18 protein-coding genes and 1 tRNA gene are annotated in these 21,365 nt (G+C 68.4%); 9 read left to right on the top strand and 10 right to left on the bottom strand.

What is annotated here, in order from left to right; all coding sequences use genetic code 11:
- Positions 1-19 precede the first annotated feature (19 nt).
- Entirely contained in the window at positions 20-493 is a 474-nt protein-coding gene (locus AC1RRV_RS07710) for an Lrp/AsnC family transcriptional regulator (RefSeq protein WP_492859008.1), read from the bottom strand.
- 120 nt (positions 494-613) lie between these two features.
- Between AC1RRV_RS07710 and ald the strand changes: the two genes are divergently transcribed.
- Positions 614-1,726 carry an alanine dehydrogenase gene (gene ald, locus AC1RRV_RS07705; protein WP_492859007.1) on the top strand — a complete coding sequence of 371 codons (1,113 nt, stop codon included), beginning with the start codon at positions 614-616 and terminating at the stop codon, positions 1,724-1,726.
- A 182-nt stretch (positions 1,727-1,908) separates the two neighbouring features.
- On the opposite strand, the gene AC1RRV_RS07700 is transcribed toward ald, so the two are convergent.
- Together AC1RRV_RS07700 and AC1RRV_RS07695 are read right to left on the bottom strand one after the other, a co-directional pair.
- The gene (locus tag AC1RRV_RS07700) at positions 1,909-2,613 is read right to left on the bottom strand and encodes a glycosyltransferase family protein (RefSeq protein ID WP_492859006.1); all 705 of its coding nucleotides are present in this window, start codon (positions 2,611-2,613) and stop codon (positions 1,909-1,911) included.
- 156 nt (positions 2,614-2,769) lie between these two features.
- Positions 2,770-3,648, bottom strand: coding sequence for a bifunctional regulator KidO (locus AC1RRV_RS07695; RefSeq protein WP_492859005.1), 879 nt, complete (start codon positions 3,646-3,648; stop codon positions 2,770-2,772).
- Here AC1RRV_RS07695 and AC1RRV_RS07690 point away from each other — a divergent pair.
- Positions 3,641-4,723 carry an XdhC family protein gene (locus AC1RRV_RS07690; protein WP_492859004.1) on the top strand — a complete coding sequence of 361 codons (1,083 nt, stop codon included), beginning with the start codon at positions 3,641-3,643 and terminating at the stop codon, positions 4,721-4,723. The genes AC1RRV_RS07695 and AC1RRV_RS07690 overlap by 8 nt on opposite strands.
- 131 nt (positions 4,724-4,854) lie before the next feature.
- On the opposite strand, the gene AC1RRV_RS07685 is transcribed toward AC1RRV_RS07690, so the two are convergent.
- Positions 4,855-5,610 carry a creatininase family protein gene (locus AC1RRV_RS07685; RefSeq protein WP_492859003.1) on the bottom strand — a complete coding sequence of 252 codons (756 nt, stop codon included), beginning with the start codon at positions 5,608-5,610 and terminating at the stop codon, positions 4,855-4,857.
- Between the two features lie 189 nt (positions 5,611-5,799).
- Here AC1RRV_RS07685 and acs point away from each other — a divergent pair, with 189 nt between their 5' ends.
- From acs to AC1RRV_RS07660, 5 genes are all read left to right on the top strand, one after another.
- Entirely contained in the window at positions 5,800-7,740 is a 1,941-nt protein-coding gene (gene acs / locus AC1RRV_RS07680) for an acetate--CoA ligase (RefSeq protein ID WP_492859002.1), read from the top strand.
- Between the two features lie 53 nt (positions 7,741-7,793).
- Complete coding sequence (locus tag AC1RRV_RS07675) at positions 7,794-8,351, top strand: SRPBCC family protein (protein WP_492859001.1); 558 nt, start codon at positions 7,794-7,796, stop codon at positions 8,349-8,351.
- Entirely contained in the window at positions 8,348-8,770 is a 423-nt protein-coding gene (locus AC1RRV_RS07670) for a thiol-disulfide oxidoreductase DCC family protein (RefSeq protein WP_492859000.1), read from the top strand. The genes AC1RRV_RS07675 and AC1RRV_RS07670 overlap by 4 nt, the downstream gene beginning before the upstream one ends.
- Entirely contained in the window at positions 8,767-10,443 is a 1,677-nt protein-coding gene (locus tag AC1RRV_RS07665) for a DUF4166 domain-containing protein (protein WP_492858999.1), read from the top strand. Before AC1RRV_RS07670 ends, AC1RRV_RS07665 begins: the two co-directional genes overlap by 4 nt.
- 71 nt (positions 10,444-10,514) lie before the next feature.
- A complete protein-coding gene (locus AC1RRV_RS07660) occupies positions 10,515-13,382 on the top strand; it encodes a M16 family metallopeptidase (protein WP_492858998.1) in 2,868 nt (955 codons plus the stop codon).
- 56 nt (positions 13,383-13,438) lie between these two features.
- Here AC1RRV_RS07660 and mscL read toward each other — a convergent pair whose 3' ends face one another.
- The 6 genes from mscL to aroA form a co-directional block, all read right to left on the bottom strand.
- Positions 13,439-13,855 (bottom strand): large-conductance mechanosensitive channel protein MscL, encoded by a 417-nt coding sequence (gene mscL / locus AC1RRV_RS07655; protein ID WP_492858997.1) that lies wholly within the window; start codon positions 13,853-13,855, stop codon positions 13,439-13,441.
- An 83-nt stretch (positions 13,856-13,938) separates the two neighbouring features.
- Positions 13,939-14,229 carry an integration host factor subunit beta gene (locus tag AC1RRV_RS07650; protein WP_010921415.1) on the bottom strand — a complete coding sequence of 97 codons (291 nt, stop codon included), beginning with the start codon at positions 14,227-14,229 and terminating at the stop codon, positions 13,939-13,941.
- 117 nt (positions 14,230-14,346) lie between these two features.
- The gene (locus tag AC1RRV_RS07645; RefSeq protein WP_492858996.1) at positions 14,347-16,308 is read right to left on the bottom strand and encodes a DUF3857 domain-containing transglutaminase family protein; all 1,962 of its coding nucleotides are present in this window, start codon (positions 16,306-16,308) and stop codon (positions 14,347-14,349) included.
- A gap of 173 nt (positions 16,309-16,481) precedes the next feature.
- The gene (gene rpsA / locus AC1RRV_RS07640; RefSeq protein ID WP_492858994.1) at positions 16,482-18,191 is read right to left on the bottom strand and encodes a 30S ribosomal protein S1; all 1,710 of its coding nucleotides are present in this window, start codon (positions 18,189-18,191) and stop codon (positions 16,482-16,484) included.
- Positions 18,192-18,342: 151 nt separating this feature from the next.
- Positions 18,343-18,984: a (d)CMP kinase gene (gene cmk / locus AC1RRV_RS07635; RefSeq protein ID WP_492858993.1), complete on the bottom strand. Its 642-nt coding sequence runs from the start codon at positions 18,982-18,984 to the stop codon at positions 18,343-18,345.
- 2 nt (positions 18,985-18,986) lie between these two features.
- Positions 18,987-20,318, bottom strand: a complete 1,332-nt coding sequence (gene aroA, locus AC1RRV_RS07630) for a 3-phosphoshikimate 1-carboxyvinyltransferase (RefSeq protein ID WP_492858992.1) — start codon at positions 20,316-20,318, stop codon at positions 18,987-18,989.
- Positions 20,319-20,437: 119 nt separating this feature from the next.
- Between aroA and AC1RRV_RS07625 the strand changes: the two genes are divergently transcribed.
- Both AC1RRV_RS07625 and AC1RRV_RS07620 read left to right on the top strand, forming a co-directional pair.
- Positions 20,438-20,905: a TIGR02300 family protein gene (locus AC1RRV_RS07625; RefSeq protein ID WP_492858991.1), complete on the top strand. Its 468-nt coding sequence runs from the start codon at positions 20,438-20,440 to the stop codon at positions 20,903-20,905.
- Between the two features lie 215 nt (positions 20,906-21,120).
- A tRNA-Ala gene (locus tag AC1RRV_RS07620) sits at positions 21,121-21,196 on the top strand.
- Positions 21,197-21,365 lie beyond the last annotated feature (169 nt).

The raw sequence follows: 21,365 nt of genomic DNA, 5'->3' as shown, positions 1-21,365 counted from the left end.
AGAAAGGTTAATCAGGCCTTCACAGCGGCAGTTCGACGCGCTTGACCACCGTACGCATGGCGATGCTGGAGCTGACCCGCACCACGCCGGGGATCCGCGTCAGCTCCTGGGCGTGCACCCGCTCCAGGTCGTCGACGTCGCGCACCACCAGGCGCAGCAGGTAATCCGAGCCGCCGGTCATCAGGTAGCACTCGGCCACCTCGCGGACATTGGCGATGGCCTTTTCGAAGGCGCTCAGCGACGCCTCGGCCTGCGACGACAGGGTGACGGTCACGAACACGCTGAGCGGCAGGCCCACCGCCCGCTCGTCGATCACGGCCGCATAGCGTCCGATAACCCCGGCGTCCTCCAGCGCCCGTACGCGGCGCAGGCACGCCGACTCGGAAAGATTCACCGCCTCGCCCATTTCCACATAGCTGGCGCGGCCGCGCCTTTGGAGCAGGTGGAGAAGCTTCCGGTCGAAGCTGTCGAGGTTGACGGCAGGTTTCTTCATCGACTTGACCATATCACGCAGGATTCCTGCAGAACAGGGTTCGCTCCGCATGAAATGGCCAAGGAACTTGCAGGCGACGAGGCGTAAACCGGCGTCAAATCGCTTTTGGAGGAAAGCATCATGCGCGTTGGCGTCCCTTCCGAGATCAAACCGGGCGAACACCGGGTCGGGCTCACCCCCACGGCCGTCCGTGAATATGTCGGCCACGGCCATACCGTCATCGTCCAGAAAGGCGCCGGCCTCGGCGCCGGCTATGCCGACGACGTCTATCAAAGGGCCGGCGCGACCATCGTCGCCGACGCCGACGCGGTCTTCGCTGGCGCGGACATGATCGTGAAGGTCAAGGAACCGCAGAAGGTCGAGTGGGAGAAGCTCGAGCCGCGCCACATCCTCTTCACCTACCTGCACCTGGCGCCCGATCCCGCTCAGACCGAAGGCCTGCTGAAGAGCGGCTGCGCGGCCATCGCCTACGAGACCGTCACCGACGCCAAAGGCGGCCTGCCGTTGCTGGCCCCGATGTCGGAAGTGGCCGGCCGGATCGCCGTGTTCTCGGCGGCCGAGACCCTGCTGAAGCACAATGGCGGCATGGGCCTGCTGCTCTGCGGCGTGCCCGGCGTGCCGCCGGCCCGCGTCGTCGTGCTGGGCGGTGGCGTGGTCGGCTCCAACGCCGCCCGCATGGCTGCTGGCCTGGGCGCCGAGGTCGTGGTGCTGGAACGCTCGATCCCGCGCATGCGCGAGCTGGACGACCTCTATCAAGGCCGCATTCTCACGCGCTATTCGACCTTCGCCGCCGTCGAGGAAGAGATCCTCAAGGCCGACGTGATCATCGGCGCGGTGCTGACCGCCGGCGCGGCCGCCCCCAAGCTGGTCCGTCGCGAACACCTGAAGCAGATGAAGCCGGGCTCGGTGCTGGTCGACGTGTCGATCGACCAGGGCGGCTGCTTCGAGACCAGCAAGCCGACCACCCACGCCGACCCGACCTACACGGTCGACGGCGTTGTCCACTACTGCGTGGCCAACATGCCGGGCGCGGCCCCGCGCACCTCGTCGGAAGCGCTGGGCAACGCCACCCTGCCGTTCGGCCTGGCCCTGGCCGACAAGGGCCTGGACGCGCTGAAGACCAACGTCCACCTGGCGCGCGGCCTTAACGTGCTGAAGGGCGAGCTGACCCACCCGGCCGTGGCCGAGGCCCTGGGCAAGACCTCGATCGACCCCTACGGCGCGTGGAAGTAGACGCACCGCGTCCTTCGAGGCCCGCATAACTGCGCGCACCTCAGGATGAGGACGGTTTGCTGACGACCTCATCCTGAGGTGCCCGCACAGCGGGCCTCGAAGGACGCAATGAGTGTCAAAAGAAAGAGGGCGCCGAGCGGCTTTCGCTCGGCGCCCTTAGTCTTTGGGAGAATGGGTAAGGCTCAGGCCGCGAAGCGGGCGATGTCCTGGCGGCTTTCGACCAGGTCCAGCACGTCGCCCATGCGGAAGTCCGGATCGACCGGATGCACGGCGTCATAGACCGAGCGGGCGAAGGCCAGGTCGGCGGCGGTCTTGACCCGCCAGTCCAGCTTCGACCAGTCACGGGGCGCGCGCAGGTGGGCCTGGGTCCAGCGCTCGGGCTGGTTGCGGATGGCGGCGGTCGGCGAGATGCGGGCCTGCGGGTCGCGCTCCTCGGCGGCGGCGGCCTGGAGCACGCCGGCCTTGATCACCTCGACCTCGAGGCCGACCGGGAACGTGCGGTGGACGCGATTGGACGTGTAGTCGGCGCCGCTGGCCAGGGCCATGCGGACGGCGTCGTCGACGATGCCGGGGTCCATGAACGGCGCATCGCCCTTCAAACGAACCACGTGGCTGACCGAGCTGATGGCTTCGGCGCAGCGGGCGATACGGGCCAGGATGTCGGCGCCGGCCCCGCGATGGACGGTGTGGCCGCGCGAGACCAGGAAACCGGCCAGGGCGTCGTCGGCGCTGTCGGTGCTGGTCGCGACGATGATCTTGGAAAGGCAGCGCGCGCCGCGGAGACGCTCCAGCTGACGCACGATCATCGGCTCGCCTTGCAGCGTGGCCATCGACTTGCCCGGCAGTCGGGACGAACCCATGCGGGCCTGCAGAACGGCGAGGATCATGGCGCGGTCTCCCTTCGTTGGGACCAAGCTAGACGAGAATCTTGAAACTCAAGTGAATCAGAAGCTTACAAGACGTGAATCGATGAAGGCCGCCAAACAGGCGGCTAAGCGGCCGATCCAGCCGAGCTCATAGTCCAGTTTGATTCCAGGAGGGTGCTAGGCGACCCAACGTCGCGGGTCTAGCGCGACCGGATCGTCGATGGCCATCTCGTCCCAATCGAGGTCCGGCGGCGGGCTCGAAGCGGCGGCGACCACGGCCGACAGTTCGGCGGCCGAATTGACGCCGACCAGGACGGCCGAGCCTTCCGGGCGCGACAGGGCGAAGCCCAGGGCGGCCTGGAGCGGGTCCGAGCGGCCCTCGGCGATCATGCGGCGCACGCGCGACAGGCGCCCCGAGGCGCCTTTCAGCTGGGCCGGGACGCGATCGGGCGGCAGGAACAGCAGGCCGTTCAGGAAGATCGAGCGCAGATGCACTTCGACGCCCATGCCGGCGATGCGTTGCAGCGAGCCGTCGGCCAGCAGGCGTTGGTCCAGCAGGCTGGCCGGAGCTTGCAGGATGTCGGGCTTGAAGCGCTTGGCGACGCCGACCGGATCGTCGGTGGCGTGGGCGGCGACACCGATCTTGGCGCACAGCCCCTCGTCCTTCAGGCGCTGCAGGCGGTCCCACAGGGCCGCGCCGTGCGGGCCGAACAGCTCCGAGGGCGAATGGACGATGATCGAATCGGCGCGCTCGACGCCGATGCGGCGCAGGGTGGCGCGGGCCTCGGCCTCGACATAGTCGGGGCCGCGGTCGGCGCGAGCGGTGGCGATGGTGACGCGGAACGGCACCGGACGCGGAATGAGGTCGCCCAGCAGGGTCTCGGCGCGGCCGAACAGACCTGAGGCGTCCAGCACCGACAGGCGGGCGCGGGCGGCGATATTCAGGATGTCGCGCGTCTCGGCTTCAGGCGAGCGGCCGCGCGGCGCGGAGGAGCTCCCGCCGTCGAGGCCGAACTGAGCGGCCGCCAAACCTAGTTTTGAGACCGAAATGGACATGCCATCCGTGCGCGAAAACTCATCAACAGATCGCGACGATACCCGCCAAGGTTTGAACATCCGGTTTCTGGAAACTTGCCGAGGCGTTAATGTCGGCCCGATGACCAACGACCGTTCAGACACCGCCTGGCCCATGCACGGCATGGCCGACGACGCCCGCCCGGCCTTGGCCATGGCCCTGTCGCGGGGTCCCGCCGTCCTGGCCACCATCACCGCGCTCGGCGACGGCGGACCGCGCCCCGTGGGGGGCCAGATGGTGTTCGGCGAAGGAATTATTTCCGGCTTCCTGTCCGGCGGCTGCATCGAGGCCGACGTCGAGGTCCACGCCCAGGCCTGCCTCGCCGACGGCCGGCCGCGCCGCCTGATCTATGGCGAAGGCAGCCCCTGGCCGGACATCCGCCTGCTGTGCGGCGCGCGGATCGAGATCCTGGTCGAGCGAATCGAATCGGACGACGCCGCCGCGCGGACTCTGCTGGACCTGGCGGCCGCCCGAGCGCCCGCCTTCTGGCTCAGCGACGGCGTGAAGCGCCTTTGCGTCGAGGAGCCACAGGCGCTCTGGCCGGGCGCCTTCGAGCGCGCCTTCGATCCCGTCCCGCGTCTGATCGTGCTGGGCGGTGATCCGACGGCCCTGGCGGTGGCCGGCCTTGGCGCGCAGTCGGGCTTCGAGACCTATCTGGTCCGTCCCAAGGGTCCGATCGCCCCGCCGCCCCTGGCCGATGTCGCCTATCGCCGCGAGGCCGCCGGCGAGGCCCTGGCCGCGATCGGTCTGGACGCCTGGACCGCCGTCGCCGTCTGCGGCCACGACATCGAGCTGGACCACGAGGCCCTGATGGCGGCCCTTCCCTCGCCCGCGCCCTATGTCGGCCTGCTGGGCGCGCGGCGGCGTCTGCCCGAACGTCTCACGCGGCTGAAGGCGGCCGGCCTCACCGACCGCGACCTCGCCAAGCTGCGCGCCCCGATCGGCCTGGACCTGGGCGGCAAGGCGCCGTTCGAGGTGGCCGTGGCGGTGATCGGCGAGGTCATGGCCACCCGGCATGGACAGCCGGCGCTGGCGCGGCGGGTGGTGGAGGCTTGAGGAAGCTCCCCGTTCAGGGACCCAGGGGCGGTCCACTCGGCGCTTCGTCACTCCCTGGGTCCCGGATAGCCTCTGCGAGGCTTCCGGGATGACGCGGAAAATTGGCCTAGGAAGCTGAACCCCAGAACTGCCTACCCCGGAACCCTCTCCGCCCCGAACGCCGCCAGGTCCTCGATCAGGGCGTTGGCGGCCATGTCGACCAGCTCGCCGCCCTTCTCGGGCGTGGCCTGGGCCGGGTCCGAGCCCATACGGCCGTCGGCGTAGCGGGCTCGGAAATCCAAGGCCTCGCGAATAGGGCCGGTGGGCGCGATCTTGGGCTCATAGGCCGCCGTCTTGACGGTCTCGGGATAGGCCCACTGGGTCACGGCGATCTCGGACGGGGTGGCGTGGCTGCCGTGACCCGTCGGGAATTGGCGATTGGCCAGGCCGTTGACGCCGGCCAGATCCCACCAGTTCTTCAGCTTCAGGGCGAACGGCGCGCGCTGCTGGCGGAAGCTGTAGTCGGCGTAGATCTCCGAGAAGGCCGCCTCGATCGAGGCGACATTGCCGCCGTGGCCATTCAGGAAATAGATCCGCGTGAAGCCGTGCGCCCCCAGCGACCGCACCCAGTCGCCGATCGCGGCGATGAAGGTCGAGGGCCGCAGGAAGATCGTTCCCGGAAACGCCAGGTGATGCTGGGCCATGCCGATGTTGAAGGTCGGCGCCACCAGGACCTTGTCGCCGGCGCGCTTGCTGGCCTCGTGGGCGATGATCTCCGGGCACAGCCAGTCGGTGCCCAGCAGGCCCGTGGGCCCGTGCTGCTCGTTGGAGCCGATCGGCACCACCACGGTTTGGCTCGTCTTCAGACGGGCTTCGATCTCGGACCAGGTGGACAAGGCGAGCAGCATGGGAAACTCCCGAGAACTTCTGGGGGCGACATGAGGAGACGAGGCTTTACGCTCCTCATATAGGGCCGTCATCTTCCGACCGTATCGGACAAGCAAGCCTTCTGGGCTGGTGAGAAACCGCAATGGTCTTCTTGCGCCGGACGCGGGGCTTCGCCTATTCCGGCGACCAACGAAATATGGAGTGCGGCTGTGAGCGACGGACAGGTTTTCCCGGTTCCCGAGGGTCTGGCGAAAGAAGCGCACATCGACGCCGCCGCCTATGCGGCCGCCGTGGCTCGCGTCGAGGCCGACCCCCAGGGCTACTGGCGCGATATCGCCGCCCGCCTCGACTGGATCAAGCCGCCCACCAAGATCAAGGACGTCTCCTACGCCAAGGACGACTTCCGCATCCGCTGGTACGAGGACGGCGTCCTCAATGTCTCGGCCAACTGCCTGGATCGCCACCTGCCGGCCAAGAAGGACGACGTCGCCCTGGTCTTCGAGGGCGACGAGCCGGGCGTCTCGAGCACCCTGACCTACGGCCAGCTGCACGAGGAGGTTTGCCGCATGGCCAACGTCCTCAAGGACCTGGGGGTCAAGAAGGGCGACCGGGTCACGATCTACCTGCCGATGGTCCCCGTGGCCGCCGTGGCCATGCTGGCCTGCGCCCGCATCGGCGCGGTGCACTCGGTGGTGTTCGGCGGCTTCTCGCCCGACAGCATCGCCGGCCGCATCAAGGACTGCGAATCCCGCATCGTCATCACCGCCGACCAGGGCCGTCGCGGCGGCAAGCGCGTGCCGCTGAAGGCCAATGTCGACGAGGCGCTGCTGCAATGCCCCGAGGTCGAGAAGGTGCTGCTGATCCGCTGGACCGGCGCCGAGGTCCCGGTCGTCGCGGGCCGCGACGTGGTCTGGGACGAGGTTCGCGATAGCGTTTCGGCCGACTGCGCGCCCGAGCCGATGAACGCCGAGGACCCGCTGTTCATCCTCTACACCTCGGGCTCGACCGGGAAGCCCAAGGGCGTGCTGCACACCACCGGCGGCTATCTGGCCTGGGCGTCTTGGACCTTCTGGGCGGTGTTCGACTACAAGCCCGGCGAAGTCTTCTGGTGCACGGCGGACGTGGGCTGGGTCACCGGCCACAGCTACGTCGTCTACGGCCCGCTGGCCAATGGCGGGACCAGCCTGATCTTCGAAGGCGTGCCGAACTACCCGACCCCCAGCCGCTTCTGGGAGGTCGTCGACAAGCACAAGGTCGAGATCTTCTACACGGCCCCGACGGCCCTGCGCGCCCTGATGCGCGAGGGCGATGAGCACGTGACCAAGAACGACCTGTCGTCCCTGCGCGTCCTTGGCAGCGTCGGCGAGCCGATCAATCCGGAAGCCTGGCTCTGGTACCACCGCGTGGTCGGCAAGGAGAAACTGCCGATCGTCGACACCTGGTGGCAGACCGAGACAGGCGGCATGCTGATCACCCCGTTGCCGGGGGCCACCGACCTGAAACCGGGCTCGGCCTCCAAGCCGCTGCCGGGCGTCAAGCCGCAGCTGGTCGACGCCGAAGGTCTTGTTCTGGAGGGCGCGACCGAGGGCAACCTCGTCATCACCGACAGCTGGCCCGGCCAGATGCGCACGGTCTATGGCGACCACCAGCGCTTCTTCGAGACCTATTTCTCGACCTATCCCGGCAAGTACTTCACCGGCGACGGCTGCCGTCGCGACGCCGACGGCTACTACTGGATCACCGGCCGGGTCGACGACGTGATCAACGTCTCGGGCCACCGCCTGGGCACGGCCGAGATCGAGAGCGCCCTTGTGGCCCACGAGACCGTCGCCGAGGCCGCCGTGGTCGGCTATCCGCACGACATCAAGGGCCAGGGCGTCTACGCCTATGTGACCCTCAAGGCCGGGGTCGAAGCGACGGACCAGCTGCGCAAGGATCTGATCCTGTGGGTCCGCCACGAGATCGGCCCCTTCGCCGCCCCGGACATCCTGCAATGGGCCCCAGGCCTGCCCAAGACCCGCTCGGGCAAGATCATGCGCCGCATCCTGCGCAAGATCGCCGAGAACGAATTGGGCAGCCTCGGCGACACCTCGACCCTGGCCGATCCGTCGGTGGTCGATGACCTGGTGAAAAATCGCGCCGGAGCGTGAAAAGCGGCTTCGGCGCCTGACGAAAGGCCGGTTGGCGCATTAGCTTCAGCAGGATGCGCCGGCTCGTTTTCCTTCTCGCCTTGCTCGCCCTGGCCGGCCCCGCCCAGGCGGCGGCCGAGTGGGAGCTGAAGGGCGACGGCATCGCGGTCGAGGCCCGCGCCGACGACCACGGCCGGGGCATGGTCCGGGCCAGCGTCGACATCGCCGCGCCGCCGGCCGTCGTGTTCCGGGTCATCCTCGACTGCGACCGCGCCGCCCGCATGAGCCCGGGCGTGAAGAGCTGCCGGGTCCTCGCGCGCGAACCCGACGGAAGCGAGATCCGCGAGCATACGGTCAAGTGGAGCTTCTTCCTGCCCACCCTGCGCTCGACCTCGAAGGTGACCTTGGAGCCGGACCGGTTGATCCGCTTTACCTGCATCGGCGGCGACATCCGGGCCTGCGACGGGTCGTGGAAGCTGGAACCGCTGGATGGGGGGCAGCGCACTCGCGTCACCTACGACATGTGGGCCACCGCCCCGTTCGCCGTGCCCGCCGGGATGATCAGCGGCATGATGCGTCGCGACGTCCCGCAGTCGCTGAAGGCCCTGCGCCGCGAGTGCGAGGGCGGATGAGCGAATTCGACCGCGAACGGCCCGACGGCGTTTGGCTGTTCGACGGCGTCTGCAATTTCTGCAACGGCTCGGTGCAGGCGGCGCTGCGGCTGGACCGCAAGGGCGTGATCCGCTTCACGCCCATTCAGTCTCCCTACGGTCGGGCGCTCGCCCTGACCCACGGCCTGGACCCCGACACGCCCGAGAGCTTCCTGTTCCTCGACCACGGCCGCCCGCTGGCCAAGACCGCCGCGATCGGCGCCTTGCTGCGCCGGCTGGACGCGCCCTGGCGTTGGCTGGCCTTCGTCGATCGCCTGCCCCGCAAACCGATGGACGCCGCCTATGACTGGATCGCTGCCAATCGCTATCGGCTGATGGGCAAGAAGGATCGCTGCATGGTTCCGACGCCCGAGCAGCGCGAACGGTTCATCCTCGAATGAGTCCTCACCGCGTCGTCCTGGTCGGCGCCAGCGGCGTCTTCGGCGCGCGCCTGGCCGGCATGATCGCGCGCTGGCCAGATGTCGTGCTGGTGCTGGCGGCTCGGCGTCGAGAACCGCTCGAGGCCCTGCGCTCGACCCTGGTCGTAACCGACGCGGCGGCGCGGATCGAGACGGCCGTGTTCGATCGCAACGCTCCCGGCGACCTGGCGACGCTGTCGCCTTTCGCGGTCGTCGATGCGGCCGGTCCGTTTCAGACCAGCGACCTTGGTCTGGCGAAGGCGGCCCTGGCGGCCGGGGCGCACTATGTCGACCTCGCCGATGGCCGCGCCTTCGTGGATGCGTTTCCCGAAGCCATGGCCGAGGCGGTCGCCGCCTCGGGTCGCTGGGCCATTACCGGGGCCAGCTCGACCCCAGCCCTGAGCACGGCGGCGCTAGACCGGCTGACCGAGGGCTGGAGGCGGATCGACACCGTCAGCACCGCCATCTCGCCCGGCGCCGACGCCCCGCGCGGCCCCTCGGTGATCGAGGCCATCTTCTCCTGGGTCGGCCGGCCTGTGCGAGTGTTCGAGGATGGCGCCTGGACCTCGCGTTCGGGCTGGAGCGGTTCGCGTCGCGCGCTGTTCCCAGGCCTGGGCCACCGCTGGGTGGCGCTGGCCGAAACTCCGGACCTCGACCTTCTGCCGCGTCGCTACCAGCCGCGTCAGGTCGGACGGTTCGAGGCGGGGCTGGAGCTGCCGATCGCCCACCACGGCCTGGCGCTGCTGGGCTGGGTCCGACGCCTCGGGCTCGTCCACGACTTGAAGCCGTTCGCCGGATTGCTAGGCGTCCTGGCCGACCAGCTCGCCCGGTTCGGCGGCGATCGCGGCGGCATGGTCGTCGAGGCCGTTGGCGACCACGGGCATGGCGAGCCTGTCAGCGCCCGCTGGGGTCTGTGGGCCGAGGCCGGCGCCGGACCGAACACGCCCGCCGCCCCGGCCGCCGCGATGCTGCGCGCTCTGCTCGACAAGCGCCTGGCCGGACCGCCGCGCGCCACGGCCTGTGTGGGCTTGCTCCCGCTGGAGGCTCTGCTGGCGCCGCTGGCCGCCTTCCCGATACGCACCCGGACCGACATGGCCTCGCCGCGTGCGCGAAGTGTCTTTCCCCGCGCGCTTGGCTCCCGCCTCGCGACCCTGCCCGAGGTCGTCCGCGAGGCTCATGGCGGCGCGACGCGCACCCTGACCGGTTGGGCGCGCGGACGCGGCGCCGGCGGTCCGGCCCGCCTCGTCCGGCTCGTGCAGGGCCTGCCCGAGCGTGGCCGGCACGAGACCTCGGTCGAGATCGCGCCCGACGCGACGGGCGAAGCCTGGACCCGCCGGTTCGGCGTCCGCCGCTTTCGCTCCCGCATCGCCTCGGCCTCCGAGGACGCCTTCGCCTTCGAGGAGACGGCCGGGCCATTCACCTTCCGCTTCCACGCGGCCGACTATCCCGGCGGCTTCTCCTGGATGTTCGAGGGTTGGCGGGTTGGCCCCCTGCCTCTGCCCGCCGCCTGGGCTCCGCGCGTGCGGGCCCGGACCTTCGCCCGCGACGGCGTCTACCGCTTCCGCGTCCTGGTCGCTCATCCGTGGATCGGGGTGATCTTCGGCTATAGCGGCCGCCTGGTGCTGGCAGAGTCGGAGCCAGGTTCGCGTACATGACAGCTCGGTAAGGTTTATCCCGAAACCGGCGGTGCTAGGGTCGCGCCGGACTGTTCAGGAGACCTTCGCGCATGATCCGCACCGCCAAGCTGGCCCTCGTGGCCGCGGCCCTTTCCACCACGGCGCTTTCGCCCCTGGCCATGGCCGCCACCCAGGCCAAGGCCAAGCCGAAACCGGCCGCCGCCGCGCCCGTCATGTCCGCGATCAAGGTCCCGCCGATCGTCTACCAGCAGCGCGTGCTGGCCAATGGCATGAAGGTCTTCACCTCGCGCGACGCCACGACCCCGAACGTTTCGGTGCAGGTCTGGTATGGCGTCGGCTCCAAGGACGATCCCAACGGCCGCTCGGGCTTCGCGCACCTGTTCGAACACCTGATGTTCAAGGCCACGCGCAACATGCCCAACGAGACGCTGGACCGCCTGACCGAGGACGTCGGCGGCTTCAACAACGCCTCGACCTGGGACGACTTCACCAACTACTACGAGGTCGCGCCGGCCAATCACCTGGAGCGCCTGATCTGGGCCGAGAGCGATCGCCTGAAGTCGCTGGTCATCGACGACGCCGTCTTCGCTTCGGAACGCGACGTCGTGAAGGAAGAGCTGCGCCAGCGCGTCCTGGCCGATCCCTACGGCCGCTTTTTCGCGCTTTCGATCCCGCAGCAGTCGTTCGCCGCTCACCCCTACCAGCGCCCGGGCATCGGCTCGATCGAGGAACTGGACGCGGCGACCACGGACGATGTCCGCGCCTTCCACCGCACCTATTATCGCCCGGACAACGCGGCCCTGATCGTCGTCGGCAATTTCGACCAGGCCCAACTGGACGCGATGATCGACAAGTACTTCGCCCCGCTGACCACGCCGGGCGGGTCGATCCCCAAGGTCACCACGGTCGAGCCGGCCCGCACGGGTCCGAAGTCGGTCAACACCTACGGTCCGAACGTGCCGTTGCCAGCCCTGGCCATCAGCTGGCTGGCCCCGGCCGCCGCCGACAAGGACACCCCGGCCCTGACCGTGCTGGACGCGGTGCTGACGGCCGGCAAGTCGTCGCGCCTCTATGACAGCCTGGTCTACGAGCAGAAGATCGCCCAGTCGGTATTCTCCGACGGCCCGAACAACGCCCAGCCCGGCCTGTTCTACGTTGGCGCCATCATGGCCGGCGGCAAGACGGTGGCCCAGGGTGAGGCCGCCCTGCGCGCCCAGGTGGCCCGCCTCCGCGACGGCCTCGTCACTCCGGCCGAACTCGCCGAGGCCAAGACCGGCCTGCTGGCCGACGCCGTCCGTCGCCGCGAGGAGATCGACGGCCGCGGCTTCGCCATCGGCTACGCCCTGCAGACCGAAGGCGATGCCGCCAGCGCCAACACCAGCCTGGCGGCGCTGCAGGCGGTCACGGCCGCCGATATCCAGCGCGTCGCCAGGAAGTACCTGGCCGACGACCGCCGCACGGTGATCCGCTACCTGCCGGAAAAGGACCGCCCCGCCGGCGAGAAGGACGCCACCCCGCCGATCCCGAAGGTCGCCTCGGTCAAGTACGACGGTCCCGTCACCACCCTCGCCCCCGAAGCCGAGCGCGAAAAGATGCCCGCGGTCGCGGCCCCGGTTCCGGCCGTCATGCCGAGCCCGGCCGAGAAGACCCTCGCCAATGGCCTGCGCGTCATCGTCGCCAAGTCCAGCGACCTGCCGCTGATCACCGCCGACCTGACCGTCAAGGGCGGGGCCAGCTCCGACCCCGCGGGCCTCGCCGGCACGTCGAGCCTGACGTCCGAACTGCTGACCGAGGGCACCACCAGCCGCTCGGCCACCCAGGTCGCCCGCGAGACCGAGGCCCTGGGCGCCAATTTGGAAGCCGGCTCGGGCTGGGAAGCCGCGTCCCTGACCCTCAGCGTCACGGCCAACAACGCCGCCCCGGCCATGGCCATCATGGCCGATGTCGCCGAGCACCCGGCCTTCTCGGCCGAGGAGCTGGATCGCGTCCGCACCGAGACCCTGGACGGTCTGTCGGTCTCGTACCAGCGCCCGGGCACCCTGGCCGCCTACGCCACGGCGCCGGTGCTCTATGCCGGCTCGGCCTACGGCCATGTCGCTGGTGGCACCCCGGGCTCCCTGCCCAAGATCAAGCGCACCGACCTGGCCAGGACTCACGCCACCTACTGGCGTCCGGACAACGCCGTGCTGGTCCTGACCGGCAACCTGACGCCCGAGGCCGGCTTCGCCCTGGCCGAGAAGGCCTTCGGGTCTTGGAAGAAGCCCGCCACCCCGCCGCCGGCCGCTCCGGCCGCGCCGACGGGCTACAAGCCGCGCAACGTGATCATCGACCTGCCCGGAACCGGCCAGGCCGCCGTGACCCTGGCCAAGCCGGCGATCACCCGCGCCGATCCCAGCTATTACCAGGGCATCGTCGCCAATACGGTGCTGGGCGTGGGCTATTCCTCGCGCCTGAACCAGGAGATCCGCATCAAGCGCGGCCTGTCGTACGGCGCCGGTTCCAGCCTGACGCCGCAGGGTCGCTTCGGCGGCTTCTCGGCCCGGGTGCAGACCAAGAACCCGTCGGCCGGCGAGGTCGTCAACCTGACCCGCGCCGAGCTGACCCGCCTGGGCGCCGAGCCGGCCACGACCGGCGAACTGACGGCCCGCAAGTCGGTGCTGGTCGGCAACTTCGGCCGCGACCTCGGCACCTCGGAAGGCCTTGCCAACATCCTAGGCAACCTGGCCGTCTATGGCGTGCCGCTGAACGAGATCCAGCGCTACGCCGCCAAGGTCGAGGCCGTGACGCCGGAGGAGGTCCAGGCTTTCGCCAAGGCCAAGCTCGATCCGGCCCAGATGAGTGTCATCGTCGCGGGCGACGCCAAGGCCATGGGCGAGGACCTGACCAAGGCCGCGCCGAACGCCACGGTGATCCCGGCCGCCAAGCTGGACCTGGATGCGCCGGGCCTGACGAAGTAGGCGCGAAAAGGCCGGCCGCTGATCCAGCGGCCGGCCGATTGTCTTCCGAGTTCGGCCTACGGCTTGGCCAGCAGGTCGCGGATCTCGGTCAGCAGCTTTTCTTCCGGCGTCGGGGCGGTCGGGGCCTCGGGCGCCGGCTCGGCCGCGTCGGCGCGGCGAATGGCGTTGACGCCCTTCACCAGCAGGAACACCACCGCCGCGACGATGAAGAACTGGATCAGGGTGTTGATGAAGGCGCCGTACTGGATCGCCACCTTCTCGATCGCCTCGGTCGCCGGGTTCTCGGCCCGCAGCACCCATTCCAGCTTCGAGAAGTCCAGACCGCCCGTCGCGAGGCCGATCGGCGGCATGATCACCTGGTCGACCAGGCTCTTGACGATGCCGTTGAACGCCGCGCCGATGATCACGCCGACGGCCAGGTCGATGACGTTGCCGCGGGCGATGAACTCGCGGAATTCCTTGACGACGCTCATGACAAATCCCTTGTCACCTCACTGAGGCGGCAAGGCTGAAGGCGTTCGCGCCCCAGGGTCAACCCCAGGGTCTTGATTGTGAGTTACTCGTCGCCGTCCGCGTTCAGGCGGGCGCGCAGCTCCTTGCCGCTCTTGAAGAACGGCACGTGCTTGGCGCGGACATCCACCGCCTCGCCGGTGCGCGGATTGCGGCCGGTGCGGGCGGGGCGCGAACGGACAGACAGGGCGCCGAAGCCACGCAGCTCGACGCGGCCGCCGTCTTCCAGGGCCCCGATCATACGCTCTAGGATCACGCCGACGACGCGTTCGACGTCTTTCTGCGTCAGGTGCGGATTTTCATTCGCGAGCCTGGCGATGAGTTCAGACTTGATCATCGATATCCCCGGAACGCCCTTGGGAGGAGAAGGACGCGAGGGACCTTTGCCCAACGATGGCTGAGTCTTCAAGGGGTTGCGTGCAATTCCCGAACGAGGTTCGGTTAACGGGCCGCCTCATGATCCTTTGGGAGCGCGGATGATCTGAGGTTGTCCGGCCAGCTGGCGGGCCAGCTTATTGGCCTCCTCGGCCTGATCGAAGGGCAGCTCGCGCGCGATACTGCGGCTGGAATCGGTGAATCGCGCCACGCCGTCGCGAAGTTCGGCGGTCTGGACCATTTCGCGATTGGCCAATTTGCCCGACCAGGCCGGCCCTTTCACGGTGAATCCCACGCCCTTGTTGGGCAGCACCACCTCGACCGAGGCGATCGAATAGGTGGGGAAGGCCGTGGCGTAGGGCGCGTCGGCGTTGGGGCCCGGTTCCCGCCGCGGGAAGGTCGAGGCCTTCCCCGATCCGGAGCCCGGGAAGCGGAATTCACGCACGCCCGCGTCGTCGTTCATCCGCCAGTCCATCTCGGCCGTACCCGTCATCACGACCTTGCCGACCCCATCGGGCGAAACGTCGAAATCGATCTTCTCGATCGTCATCCAGCTGTTGCTGGACGAGAACTGCTGCTTCAGGCCGCGCTCCATGTCGGCGCGCGGCGTCGTCCTGACGGCTCGCGACATGGCCAGGCCGGCGTCGCCGCGGAAGATGATGGTCATGGTCAGGGCGGCCGGCTTGTCGAGACCGGCCGAGGCGTCGAGCCGGATCAGGCCTTCGTTGTCCGCCTGGGTCCGGGGGGTCTGAACGATCTCCTCGATCGTCGCGCCCGCCATCCGCAGCGGCAGGGCCCAGCGGAAGGCCGGCGGTCGCAGGCTGTCGAGGTCGCCCAGGTCGCCCGAGCGCGTGCCGTCCAGCCAGTAGCTCTTGCCGTCCAGGCGGGCGCGAACGATCACGTGGTTGAACAGGGCCGCCGAAGGCGTCCGTTCGTTCAGGCCATCGCCGCTTGTCGTCGAGACCAGGACCGGCTCGGCTTCGATCGCCAGCTCGCGCAGGATGGCCAGCAGCAGCACGGTCTTGCCCTTGCAGTCGCCGAAGCGCCTCGACCAGGTCTCGTCGACCGAGGCCGGTTTGTAGCCGCCGTCGCCCATGCCCAGAAACAGGTAGCGGGTCTTGTCCTCGACCAGCTGCAGAGCCTTGAAGGCGCGGACCTTGGGGTCGGCCGAGGCGGCGGCGATGCCGGCGATCTCGGCCCGAAGCGGCGAGTCCGCCGACAGCTCGGCCGCCTTCACATAGAGCGGGGCCATGCGCTTGGAAACGTCGTCCCAGCCCGAATAGGTCGTGGCCTCGATGATGCCCAGGCGCTGGAAGCGCGCCGGCGCGCCGGCGGGCGGCTTGGGCGTCCGGGCGCCGACGGCCTCGGCGAGCAGTTCGTTGACCCGGCCCGACTTGCTGATCTTCGGCTCTGGGAAGCCCTCGGTGCGCCGCCAGGTCAAGGGCGTGCCCTCATCCCACAGCATCCGCACGCGATAGCGGCCGGCGACGCCGGTCCAAGCCATGCGCTCGAAGTCGTTGGTGCGTCCGCCGACCAGGGAATCGCGGTGATCGTAGGTGAAGGACCAGTCGACCGTGTCGCCGACCTGCAGGTCCTTGATCTGGATCGAGGCGCTCATGCGCCCATCCAGCATGGCCCGCTCCAGATTCTTCTCGCGGCGCAGGACCAGCACGTCCTCGCCGTTCTTGAGCAGGTCGATACGCTTGCCGTCGCGAACGATGGCCAGGCTATGGATCGTCACCTTATCGCGGCTGGGGTCCCAGGTGACCGAGCGCGAACCGCCCTGCAGGCCCTCGGGCTTGAGCACCTTGAGCACCGAGCGGTTGTAGTAGGTCGAGCCGGTGGCGTCGTGCCGCGACTGGTTGTCGTCCAGCAGCACCTGGGTCGAGGGCGCCTGGTCGTCGACGGGCGGGGCGGGGATGTCGGCCACCTGCACCCATTTAGCGGGCGGACCGTAGCTTGGCTTGTCATCGGCGAAGGCCGCGCCGGCCAGGACGAACAGCGGAACCGTGGCGACCAGCGCCAACCTAAAACCTCGCACGAACGCCTCCCCAAAACTCAACCCTAGGAGTTCTGGCAGGCTTCGGCGGAAAAGAAAACGGCGATGGGACCGATCCCATGCAATGCGCCGGCGACGCGCCCAGACGACGCCCAAAGAAAACGGCGGCGGGATTGCTCCCGCCGCCGTCGCTTCAACTCCGAAGGAGTGAAAGCCTAGTCCTTGGTGGCGCGCTCGCGGAGCGCAGCGCCCAGGATGTCGCCCAGCGAAGCGCCGGAGTCCGACGAGCCGAACTGCTCGATGGCTTCCTTCTCTTCGGCCATTTCCAGCGACTTGATCGACAGCGACACGCGGCGAGCCGCCTTGTCGATGTTGGTGATCTGAGCGTCGATGCGGTCACCCACAGCGAAGCGCTCGGGGCGCTGTTCTTGACGGTCGCGCGACAGGTCCGACTTGCGGATGAAGGCCGACATCGGAGCGTCGTCTTCACCGAAGCGGACTTCGATGCCGCCCGTGGTGACTTCCGTCACGGTCACGGTCACGGTCTGGTTCTTGCGGTAGGTGTCGCCCGACATCGGGTCGCCGCCCAGCTGCTTGATACCCAGCGAGATGCGTTCCTTCTCGATGTCGACATCGAGAACCTTCGCCTTGACGACGTCGCCCTTCTTGTAGCGAGCCATGGCTTCTTCGCCCGGAGCGCTCCAGTCGATGTCCGACAGGTGCACCATGCCGTCGATGTCGTTGTCGAGGCCAACGAACAGACCGAATTCGGTCGCGTTCTTGACTTCGCCTTCGACGGTCGAGCCGACCGGGTGGGCCTCAACGAAGGCTTCCCACGGGTTGGCCAGGGCTTGCTTCAGGCCCAGCGAGACGCGGCGCTTGGACGGATCGACGTCCAGCACGACCACGTCGACTTCTTGCGAGGTCGAGACGATCTTGCCGGGGTGGACGTTCTTCTTGGTCCAGGACATTTCCGAGACGTGCACCAGACCTTCGACGCCGGCTTCCAGCTCCACGAAGGCGCCGTAGTCGGTGATGTTGGTGATGCGGCCCGTGAACTTGGCGCCGACCGGGTACTTGGCTTCAACGCCATCCCACGGATCCGACTGCAGCTGCTTCATGCCGAGGCTGATGCGCTGGGTGTCCGGGTTGATCTTGACGATCTGCACCTTGACGGTGTCGCCAACGGCCAGAACTTGCGACGGGTGGTTGACGCGCTTCCAGCTCATGTCGGTGACGTGCAGCAGGCCGTCGATGCCGCCCAGGTCAACGAACGCACCGTAGTCGGTGATGTTCTTGACGACGCCTTCGCGGATTTCACCCTCTTGCAGCTGCGACACCAGTTCGGTGCGCTGCTCGGCGCGGGCTTCTTCCAGGATGGCGCGACGCGAGACGACGATGTTGCCGCGCGGACGGTCCATCTTGAGGATGGCGAAGGGCTGTTCCTTGCCCATCAGCGGGCCGACGTCGCGGACCGGACGGATGTCGACTTGCGAGCCCGGCAGGAAGGCCGAAGCGCCGCCCAGGTCGACGGTGAAGCCACCCTTCACGCGGCCGACGATGGCGCCCATGACGGGTTCGTTGCGGGCGTAGACGCCTTCCAGACGGGTCCAGGCTTCTTCGCGCTTGGCCTTTTCGCGGCTGATGACCGCTTCGCCGAGGGCGTTTTCCAGGCGTTCCAGGAAGACTTCGACGTTGTCGCCGACCTTGATGATGGCCTTGCCGTTTTCGTCGACGCCGAATTCCTTCAGCTGGACGCGACCTTCGGTCTTCAGACCGACGTCGATGATGGCGAAGTCCTTTTCGATCCCGACGACCAGGCCCTTGACGACGGTGCCTTCCGCGAAGTCGCGGCCGCCCATCGAGTCATTGAGGAGCGCTTCGAAATCGTCGCGCGTCGGGTTGAAGCTCATATCGTCAGCCATGCTGATGTTTAGTCTCGTGTTGGGGGAACCCCTGTGACGAGCCCCGCTGAGAAAAGCGGTTCTCGGGATTCCGGATGAAATGAGTGGGTCTGCGGATCCCGCGATGTTCTCTCTATCGCGGCGAGGTCGGCGGTGGATTTGCCCTTGAAGATCAAGTCTCCAGGCGGGCGCGCGCGTCCTCGACGATACGGCGGGCCGCATCGAAGGCCTGCTCTATAGTCATTTCCGACGTATCGAGCAAGATGGCGTCGGATGCCTGGGTCATCGGCGCGTCCTTGCGGCCGCCGTCGCGCTCGTCGCGCTTGCGGATGTCGGCCAGGATCTCGTCGTAGGTGACGTTTTCGCCCTGCCCCACCAGCTGTTTCCAGCGGCGATCGGCGCGCACCTCGGGGCTGGCGGTGACATAGAGCTTGGCCGGCGCCTCGGGGGCGATGACCGTGCCGATGTCACGGCCATCGATCACGGCGCCGGACGCTTGGGTGGCGAAGGCGCGCTGCAGGTCGAACAGGGCCGAGCGCACCCCGGGGTGCACCGCGCAGCGGCTGGCGGCCTCGCCGGCGGCGCGGGTGCGCACCTCCGGCTTTTCGAGCTCGGCGAGATCCAGGCCCCGGGCCGAGGCCTCGGCCGACACGGGGTCATCGAGATCGCCACCGGCGGCCAGGATGCGCACGCCCACGGCGCGGTACAGCAGGCCGGTGTCCAGCATCGGCAGCCCATAGGCGGCCGCGAGGCGCGCGGCGATCGTGCCCTTGCCCGAGGCGGCCGGACCGTCGACGGCGATCACGAAGCCCATCGTCAGGCTTCCGACAGGGTCGCGCCCAGCCCGCGCATCAGCTCGACGAAGCCGGGGAAGCTGGTGGCGATCATGCCTGGTTCGTCGACGGCCACGGGCGCCTGGGCGGCCATGCCCAGGATCAGGTGGCTCATGGCGATCCGGTGGTCGCCGTGGGTCTCGACGGTCGCCCCGCCCCGGGGCGGCTGGCCAGTCCCGCGGACGATGAAGCCTTCCGGCTCCTCCTCGACGTCGACGCCGCAGGCTTCGAGGCCCGCCGCCGTCAGCGCGATGCGGTCGCTTTCCTTGACGCGCATCTCGCCCACGCCGCGCATCACCGTCTCGCCCTCGGCGAAGGCGGCCGCGACGGCCAGGATCGGATATTCGTCGATCATCGACGGTGCGCGCTCGGGCGGGACGACCACGCCCTTCAGCTTGGAGTAGCGGGCGGTGATGTCGCCGACCTCCTCGCCGCTGGCCACGCGCTGGTTCGAGATCACCAGATCCGCGCCCATTTCCCGCAGCGTCGTGAAGAGCCCGGTGCGCAGTTCGTTGAGCATCACGCCCTCGACCGTCACTTCCGAACCGGGGACCAGCAGGCCGGCCACCAGTGGGAAGGCGGCCGACGACGGGTCGCCAGGCACGGCGACGTGCGTGCCGGTCAGCTTCTGCCCCTCGGGAAGACGAACGTGGCGGACCGTCTTTTCGCCGACCTTGCGGTCCTCGACGATCACCTCGGCCCCGAAGGCGCGCAACATGCGCTCGGTATGGTCACGGGTGGCTTCGGGCTCGATGACCTCGACGCCGCCCTCGGCGTGCAGGCCGGCCAGCAGCACGGCCGACTTCACCTGGGCCGAGGCCATCGGCAAGGTGTAGTTCAGGCCCCGCAGGTTGCCGCCTTTCAGCGTCAGCGGTAGCCGCCCCCGGTCGCGGCCCAGCCAGGTCGCGCCCATGCGGGCCAGCGGGTCCAGAACCCGGCTCATCGGCCGGCCGCGCAGCGAGCTGTCGCCCGTGAAGGTGGCGCACATGGCGAAACCCGCCGCCGCGCCCATGATCAGTCGCACACCGGTGCCGGCGTTGCCGCAGTCGATCACGTCCGCCGGTTCCGAGAAGCCGCCCTGGCCCTCGATCCGCCAGCGGCCGACGCCCTCCTGCTCGATCCGCGCGCCAAAGGCCTGCATGGCCCGCGCCGTCGCCAGGACGTCGTCGCCTTCCAAAAGCCCCTCGACCGTCGTCGTCCCGGTCGCCAACGCGCCCAGGATCATCGACCGGTGAGAAATGGACTTGTCACCCGGGGCGCGTACGATCCCTCGCAGAGCGCCTCCCGGGGCGCTCTTCAATCCAGCCGCCGTCATGCCGAAACCGGCTCCTCAAAAGATACAGGTGGTTGCGCGAAGGGGTTTGCTTTTGACAGCGGGCTCCCGTCATGGCAAGTCACCGGCCGCTTTTCCCATCCGGATCAAAGGGTCGCCAATTGGCCAATCCCGAATTGGGCGCAAAACAAATTTGCCCCAACTGCCAGTCTAAATTCTATGACCTCGGCCGTCGTCCGGCCGTGTGCCCCAAGTGCGGCGAGTCGTTCGACCCGGAAGAGGCGCTGAAATCGCGCCGCGTCCGTGCTCGCTCGATCACCCCGGACTATGACGCCGAGGACGAGAAGCCCGCCCCCGCTCCGAAGGACGAGGACGGCTTCGAGGACGAGGTCGATGAAACGCCGGAAATCGACAAGGTCGAGCCGGACGTCATCGAGACCGAGGACGAAGACGTCGATCCCGGCGCGCCGGCCCCCGCGGGCGGTGACGACCTGGGCGTCGATTTCGCCGAGGACGAGGATCTCGCCGAGGACGAGGCCGACGACGTTCCGTTCCTGGAGGACGAGGACGACGACGACAATCTCGACGACGAGATCGAGGGTCTGCCCGGCGAGGGCGACGAGGACTAAAATCCGGTGGATAGCCGGTTTCGGACCATCGAAACCGGCTATCCACAGGGGTTTTCAGGGGTGCGACATTTTTCTCGAAAAAAGTTCGAGAAGAGGCTTGATCCCAAAAAAATCCCGGACTAGTTTCCGCGCCTCTTCGGGGAGCGACACCAGTCGAAACGCCGAAGAGACCAAGGATTTCCGAGAGTTACCGCGAGGTTCCCTCAGAAAAAATTGGGGCTATAGCTCAGCTGGTAGAGCGCTTGAATGGCATTCAAGAGGTCAGCGGTTCGACTCCGCTTAGCTCCACCATCAAGGCCCGGACGGAAACGTCCGGGCCTTGTCCATTTCTGGACCTGAAATCTTGGCGACCCGCATGGTCGCCCGCTCGGTCCCTCCGCCCCCTTGAACCCTCCGACCACGGTCGCCATTTCTGGTTCCGTGTCGTGGGGACCGACGCCGACCCTCGGGTTGGTCACCG

It is taken from the genome of Caulobacter sp. GW821-FHT11E10 (genome assembly GCF_058808375.1).
The sequence above is the reverse complement of the archived record's forward strand: the minus strand, read 5'-3'. Positions and strand labels throughout refer to the sequence as shown.

Coding starts and splice junctions, on each gene's coding strand:
- AC1RRV_RS07710 (WP_492859008.1), bottom strand. CDS start 493: ATGAAGAAACCTGCCGTCAACCTCGACAGCTTCGACCGGAAGCTTCTC.
- ald (WP_492859007.1), top strand. CDS start 614: ATGCGCGTTGGCGTCCCTTCCGAGATCAAACCGGGCGAACACCGGGTC.
- AC1RRV_RS07700 (WP_492859006.1), bottom strand. CDS start 2,613: ATGATCCTCGCCGTTCTGCAGGCCCGCATGGGTTCGTCCCGACTGCCG.
- AC1RRV_RS07690 (WP_492859004.1), top strand. CDS start 3,641: ATGGACATGCCATCCGTGCGCGAAAACTCATCAACAGATCGCGACGAT.
- AC1RRV_RS07695 (WP_492859005.1), bottom strand. CDS start 3,648: ATGTCCATTTCGGTCTCAAAACTAGGTTTGGCGGCCGCTCAGTTCGGC.
- AC1RRV_RS07685 (WP_492859003.1), bottom strand. CDS start 5,610: ATGCTGCTCGCCTTGTCCACCTGGTCCGAGATCGAAGCCCGTCTGAAG.
- AC1RRV_RS07675 (WP_492859001.1), top strand. CDS start 7,794: ATGCGCCGGCTCGTTTTCCTTCTCGCCTTGCTCGCCCTGGCCGGCCCC.
- AC1RRV_RS07670 (WP_492859000.1), top strand. CDS start 8,348: ATGAGCGAATTCGACCGCGAACGGCCCGACGGCGTTTGGCTGTTCGAC.
- AC1RRV_RS07665 (WP_492858999.1), top strand. CDS start 8,767: ATGAGTCCTCACCGCGTCGTCCTGGTCGGCGCCAGCGGCGTCTTCGGC.
- AC1RRV_RS07660 (WP_492858998.1), top strand. CDS start 10,515: ATGATCCGCACCGCCAAGCTGGCCCTCGTGGCCGCGGCCCTTTCCACC.
- mscL (WP_492858997.1), bottom strand. CDS start 13,855: ATGAGCGTCGTCAAGGAATTCCGCGAGTTCATCGCCCGCGGCAACGTC.
- AC1RRV_RS07650 (WP_010921415.1), bottom strand. CDS start 14,229: ATGATCAAGTCTGAACTCATCGCCAGGCTCGCGAATGAAAATCCGCAC.
- rpsA (WP_492858994.1), bottom strand. CDS start 18,191: ATGGCTGACGATATGAGCTTCAACCCGACGCGCGACGATTTCGAAGCG.
- cmk (WP_492858993.1), bottom strand. CDS start 18,984: ATGGGCTTCGTGATCGCCGTCGACGGTCCGGCCGCCTCGGGCAAGGGC.
- aroA (WP_492858992.1), bottom strand. CDS start 20,318: ATGACGGCGGCTGGATTGAAGAGCGCCCCGGGAGGCGCTCTGCGAGGG.